General features: G+C 71.6%; 6 protein-coding genes. 2 read left to right on the top strand and 4 right to left on the bottom strand.

Annotated features, from left to right (window positions below):
* Positions 1–401 (top strand): phosphotransferase (locus DW309_RS01405; protein ID WP_168387131.1); only part of this gene is annotated, 401 nt, incomplete at its 5' end.
* 105 nt (positions 402–506) lie between these two features.
* Positions 507–1,436, top strand: a complete 930-nt coding sequence (locus tag DW309_RS01400) for a helix-turn-helix domain-containing protein (protein WP_136044332.1) — start codon at positions 507–509, stop codon at positions 1,434–1,436.
* Between the two features lie 31 nt (positions 1,437–1,467).
* Here DW309_RS01400 and gadC read toward each other — a convergent pair whose 3' ends face one another.
* The 4 genes from gadC to DW309_RS01380 all read right to left on the bottom strand — a co-directional run.
* The gene (gene gadC, locus DW309_RS01395) at positions 1,468–2,949 is read right to left on the bottom strand and encodes a glutamate/gamma-aminobutyrate antiporter GadC (RefSeq protein WP_240753089.1); all 1,482 of its coding nucleotides are present in this window, start codon (positions 2,947–2,949) and stop codon (positions 1,468–1,470) included.
* Positions 2,950–2,959: 10 nt separating this feature from the next.
* On the bottom strand, positions 2,960–4,330 hold the full coding sequence (gene gad / locus DW309_RS01390; protein WP_136044331.1) for a glutamate decarboxylase: 1,371 nt from the start codon (positions 4,328–4,330) through the stop codon (positions 2,960–2,962).
* 100 nt (positions 4,331–4,430) lie between these two features.
* Positions 4,431–5,222, bottom strand: a complete 792-nt coding sequence (locus DW309_RS01385; RefSeq protein ID WP_136044330.1) for an energy-coupling factor transporter transmembrane component T family protein — start codon at positions 5,220–5,222, stop codon at positions 4,431–4,433.
* Positions 5,219–5,773, bottom strand: a 555-nt coding sequence (locus DW309_RS01380; RefSeq protein WP_136035450.1) for an ABC transporter ATP-binding protein, incomplete at its 5' end; no start/stop codon positions are given. The genes DW309_RS01380 and DW309_RS01385, both read right to left, overlap by 4 nt.

The raw sequence follows: 5,773 nt of genomic DNA, 5'->3' as shown, positions 1-5,773 counted from the left end.
TGCGCGCGGTGGGCGAGGCGCTGCGGGCGCTGCACGACGCGCTGCCCGTGGCCGAGTGCCCGTGGGAGTGGAGCGTGCCGTCGCGCATCGCGAACGCGGAGCGCCGGGGCATCGTGGTGCCGGAGTCGCTGCGCACTCCGCCGCCGATCGACCGCGCGGTGGTGAGCCACGGCGACGCCTGCTGCCCGAACACCCTGATCGGCGCGGACGGGCGGTGGCTCGCGCACGTGGACCTCGCGCAGCTGGGCGTCGCCGACCGTTGGGCCGACATCGCCGTGGCCGCCATGAGCACCGGGTGGAACTACGGCCCGGGGTGGGAAGACGCCCTCGTCGAGGCGTACGGCCTCGAACCCGACCGGGAGCGGATGGCGTACTACCGCGACCTGTGGAACGCCACCTGACCCTCCCGGCCGGCGGCGCGCAGGTCGGGATGCGGCAACGAACTCTCGACATCTGATGTCTGATCTGGTGTCATGGGTGGGACGACCCCCCGATCAGGAGGCCTCATGCACCTCGATCCGTCGCCACCCGCTCCCGTCGCCGGGTTCGCCGAGACACTGCGGGAGGCCATCGCGGCCCGCGGCACGTCCCTCGCGCAGCTGAGCGATCGGCTCCGACGACACGGGAACCCCGTCTCGATCGCCACCCTCAGCTGCTGGCAGAACGGCACGCGGCAACCCGAGGGCGTCTGCTCGCTCGCGGCGGTCGAGGAGCTCGAGACGCTGCTCCTGCTCGACAGCGGCACCCTGCAGCGACGCATCGGACACAGCCGCCGCGCCGGACGTCCACCCAAGCCGCGGGCACCCTGCGAGGACTGGACGCGGGAGGGGCCGATCCTCGACACGTTCCGCGCGCTCGGCATCGACCCCGCGGCGTCGTTCAACACCCACTCCGTCCACGCGGTCTGCACCACCGACGCGCACGGCCTCGTCGACACCATCCACTACCGCGCGATCCTCCGGCCCCCCAGCGGACGGGCCGGCCTCATCCCGTACATCGACCTGCCCGGGGTGCCGACCGACGTGTGGCCCGAGCTGACCGCGGTGACCGGGTGCCGCGTGGTGCAGCGCCACGCGCACTCCTCCCGCATGGCGTTCGGCATGCTCCTCGCCGTCGACGATCCGCCCGAGCAGCGGCAGTCCGCGCTCATCGAGTTCACTCTGCACTACCCGCTCCCCTACCCGCGCGACCGGCTCGTGACCTACGCGAGCATGTACCGCACGCCCGAGCTGCTCCTGCACGTGGACTTCGCGCGGTCGCCGTCGCCCACCTGGATCGAAGAGGTCACGATGGTCGGCGGCGAGGAGGAGATCGTGCCGCTGCCTCCCGCGAACCGCACGGCCACCACCGTGCGCTCGGGGTTCGCGCCGGGGCTGGTCGCGCTCCGCTGGGGGTACGGCTCCCGCGAAGACGGTGCCGACCCGCTGCCCCTGTGACGGGCGGCGGGTCGGCGTCGGTTCCGGGCGCTCAGGCCTCCGGGTGGGCGTCGCTGGGCAGGCTGCCGTCCGCCGGCCGGCGGTCCCACGACGGACGGCGCACCGCGTAGAACACCAGGGGCGGAGCACCCAGCACCACGATCACCGCCCCCACGATCCACGGGTAGGCCGCGGGCGGGAAAGCGGTGAAGCCGTCCGGCGGGATGAACGCGAGGAGGAACGCGGCCAGGCAGGCGACGAAGCCCACCCCGGCGACCAGCGGCAGCCCCTTCACCCGGTACGCGCGCTTCACGTCCGGCGCCTTCCGCCGCAGCACGAGGGCCGAGGCGAACATCAGCATGTACATGACGAGGTACAGCGCGGCGGCCATGTCGATCAGCGCGACGAAGGCCGCGCTGACGTTCGGCACGATGATGAAGATCGCCGCGAGCACCGTCACGATCGTGCCCTGCAGCATCAGGATGCCCGACTGCACGCCCGCCTTGTTCCTCTTCTGCAGCAGCGGCGGCAGCAGCCCCGTCTCCGCCGCGGCCAGCACGCCCTTCGACGGGCCGGCGACCCAGGTGACGACCGAGGCGAGGGCGCCCGCGCCGATCAGGGCCGACACCACCGCGGTGGCCCAGCCCATGCTCCAGTGGTCGAAGTACTCCCCGAACGCGAGCATGATGCCGTTCGTGAGACCGAGCTCCTTCGGCGGCACCGCGACCGCGATCGCGAGGGTCGGCAGGATGAACACGAGCAGGATGAGCGCCGCCGCGAGGAACACCGAGCGGGGGTAGCCGCGGCCGGGGTCCTTCATCTGGTTCACGTGCACCGCGTTCACCTCCATACCGGCGTAGGCCAGCACGTTCGACACGATCAGCACGATCGAGGCGAGCCCGGTGAACGGCGGGATCATCGCTGACGCCTCGAGCGGGACCTGGCTCTTCTCGCCGCTGAACACCCAGACCGCGCCGAACACGATCAGCAGCACGGCGGGCAGCAGCGTGCCGAGGATGCCGCCCCACGAGCCGAGCTTGGCGAACAGGTCGCCGCCGCGGAGGGTGACCAGCGTCGCACCCCAGTAGCAGACGATGATCACGACCGCGGTGAAGAAGCCCGAGCTCGACAGCGACGGATCCAGGAAGACGAACGCGAGCGCGCCCGCCACGAAGGCGAGCTGGGTGGGGAACCACACCACGTTCTGGATCCACTGGAGCCACACCGCGGTGAACCCCCGGCGGTTGCCGAGGGCTTCGCGCACCCAGACGTAGACGCCGCCCTTCCACCCGGTCGCGAGCTCGGCCGCCACCAGCGCCGTGGGCACCAGGAACAGGATCGCCGGGATGAGGTAGAGCATGATGCTCCCGAGGCCGTAGACCGCCATCGCCGGCAGGGAGCGCAGGCTCGCCACCACGACGAGCGTCAGCAGGGCGAGCTGCCCCACCCCCAGCACGGCCACCGCGGGCCGGGAGACGCGGGTCGACGGGGTGACGGCGGGACGGGGGGCGTGTTCGGCACCGTGTGCAGACATGACCCGCGCCTCAGTGGTGGAACGCCGAGTCGGGGTGGTCGCCCGGCATCGGCGCGGGGAGGGCGTCGAGGTGCGCGACCTCGGCGGTGATCGCGTCGAGCAGTTCGGCGGCCAGGTCCATGCTGAGGCCGTTGCGCACCACGATGCGCTGCACCGTGAGCTCCTCCAGGTCGGCGGGCATCGGGTAGGCGGGCACGAGCCAGCCGCGCATGCGCAACCGATCCTGCAGGTCGTACAGGGTCCAGTTGTCGGTATGCCCCTGCTTCAACCGCCACGCGAACACGGGGATGTCGCTGCCGTCGTTCCACAGCTCGAACGCGTCGAGCTTCGCGATGCCCGCCGACAGGAACTTCGCCACGTCCTGCGACGCCTGCTGCACCGCCCGGTACCCCTCGAAGCCGAGGCGGAGGAACAGGTAGTACTGCAGCAGCACCTGTGCGCCGGGGCGCGAGAAGTTCAGTGCGAACGTGGGCATCTCCCCGCCGAGGTAGCTGACCTGGAACACGAGGTCCTCCGGCAGCCACTGGGCGTCGCGCCACACGACCCATCCGAGTCCGGGGTACACGAGCCCGTACTTGTGGCCGGAGGTGCTGATGGAGTGCACCCGCTCCAGGCGGAAGTCCCACTCCAGGTCGGGCTGCAGGAACGGGGCGATCATCGCCCCGGAGGCGCCGTCCACGTGGATCGGGATGTCGAGCCCCGTGTTCTTCTGGATCTCGTCGAGCGCCGCCGCGATCTGCGCGACCGGCTCGTACATGCCGGTGTAGGTGACGCCCATGATCGCCACGACCCCGATCGTGTTCTCGTCGACGTACTTCTCCAGCTCGTGCCCGTCGAGCGTCTTGTGCTCCTCGCTGATCGGCACGAAGCGCGGCTCCACGTCGAAGTAGTTGCAGAACTTCTCCCAGCACACCTGCACGGCGCTCGACATCACGAGGTTCGGCGAGGAGGCGTCCTTCCCCGCGGCGCGACGCGCCTGCTGCCAGCGGCGCTTGAACGCGAGCCCGCCGAGCATGCACGCCTCGGACGAGCCGATGGTGGACGTGCCGATGCTGCGGGCGGCATCCGGCGCGTGCCACAGGTTCGCGAGCATGTGCCAGCAGTTGTCCTCGATCGCGGCGGTCTGCGGATACTCGTCCTTGTCGATCATGTTCTTGTCGAACGAGGCCATGTACACCTGCTTGGCCTCGTCGTCCATCCAGGTGCTCACGAACGTCGCGAGGTTCAGACGGGCGTTGCCGTCGAGGATGGTCTCGTCCTCGACGATCTGCTTCGCGGTCGACGGGAGCGACTCGGCGTCGGGGATCACGTGTCGCGGTGCGACCGTGGCCTCCCCCGGCCGGGTGAAGATCGGCTGACCGTCGGTGGGTGCAGTGCTCATGTGCGGAGTCCTTTCGGCTGAGTCGGCTTCTCACTCCGTTCGTCACGCTAACCAGGGCGCATTGACGTATCTCCCGCCCCTCGCGTAAACGGGGTGAGACTCAGGCGCCGGGACCGAGGATGAAGTTCCAGGCTCCGGTGAGCACGGCCGCCGCGACCGCGATGCCGGAGATGGCCGCGCCGACCGCGAGCAGCAGCCACTCCGCCGCCCCGAACCGCGACTCGCGCGCCCACGTGCGGCGCCCCGGCGCTCCGAACCCTCGCGCTTCCATGGCCGTGGCGAGCTTGGCACCGCGGCGGATCGACAGCACCAGCAGCGCGAACGCCATCCCGAAGAAGCGGCGCAGGCGCCCGCGGTCGGCCACCCCGCGTGCGCGCCGCGCCAGTTCGAGCGCCCGCCAGTCGTCGAGGAACAGCCCGACCATGCGCAGGCCCGCGAGCGCACCCAGCACGAACCGGGCGGGGAGGCGGAGGATCTGCCCGAGCCCGTCGGCGAGGTCGGTGGGGTCGACGGTCACGAACAGCACCACGGACGGCAGGGCGATCGCGAGCACGCGCAGCATCGTCGCCACGGCGAGGGCGAGCGAGCCCTCGCTGATGCGCAGCACGAACCAGTCCACGTACACGGCGCCGGAGGTCTCGCCGTACAGCGCGATCGTGAGCCCGGTGAGCGGCGCCGCGAGCCACACCGGCCAGGTGCGCACCCAGAACTCCCGCCAGCCGATGCCCGCGAACAGGAACAGCACGAACTCGAGCGCCAGGGCCACCGCGGCCGAGACCGGGTCGAGCGTGAGGATGAGCGGCACGGCGATCAGCGCGCTCACGCCGAGCTTGGCGACCGGGTTGATGCGGGCCACCGCGCCCGTGCGGGCCTTCGCGTCGAGCAGGGTCACGGCATGCCGCCCAGGTCGAACCGGGTGGCGTGGAGGGCTCTGGCCACGTCGAGGTCGTGCGTGATCGCGACCACGGCCGACCCCTCATCGCGCAAGGCCGCGAGCAGCGCGACCAGCTCCGCCCACGTACGCGCGTCCTGCCCGAACGTGGGCTCGTCCAGCACGAGCACCCGGGGGCGTGTGGCGATCGCGGCCGCGACCGTGAGGCGCCGCTTCTCCCCGCCGGAGAGCGTGTACGGGTTCGCGGCCGCGAGACGGTCGAGGCGCAGGCGGGAGAGGAGCTCGTCGGTGCGCGCGGCGATCTCGTCCTCGGGGAGGCCGAGCGCGCGGGGGCCGACGGCGAGCTCGTCGCGCACGGTCGTGGCGAGCAGCTGATGCTCCGGCTCCTGGAACACCATGCCGACGCGGGTGAGCAGGTCGCGCGAGCTCCACCGGATGGGCGCGGGGTCGGCGCCGTCCGCGAGCTCGGGCGCGGCGACCACTGCTCCCCCCGCGGGCGGAAGGAGTCCCGCGAGCGTGAGGCCGAGCGTCGACTTGCCGGCGCCGTTGGG

It is taken from the genome of Microbacterium sp. K41 (genome assembly GCF_004794395.1).
GTDB classification, from domain to species: domain Bacteria; phylum Actinomycetota; class Actinomycetes; order Actinomycetales; family Microbacteriaceae; genus Microbacterium; species Microbacterium sufflavum.
Note: the sequence above shows the minus strand (reverse complement) of the source record. Positions and strands in the feature narration are given on the sequence as shown.

Excerpts from the sequence above, each read along its gene's own strand:
- DW309_RS01400 (WP_136044332.1), top strand. The coding sequence starts at position 507 with ATGCACCTCGATCCGTCGCCACCCGCTCCCGTCGCCGGGTTCGCCGAG.
- gadC (WP_240753089.1), bottom strand. The coding sequence starts at position 2,949 with ATGTCTGCACACGGTGCCGAACACGCCCCCCGTCCCGCCGTCACCCCG.
- gad (WP_136044331.1), bottom strand. The coding sequence starts at position 4,330 with ATGAGCACTGCACCCACCGACGGTCAGCCGATCTTCACCCGGCCGGGG.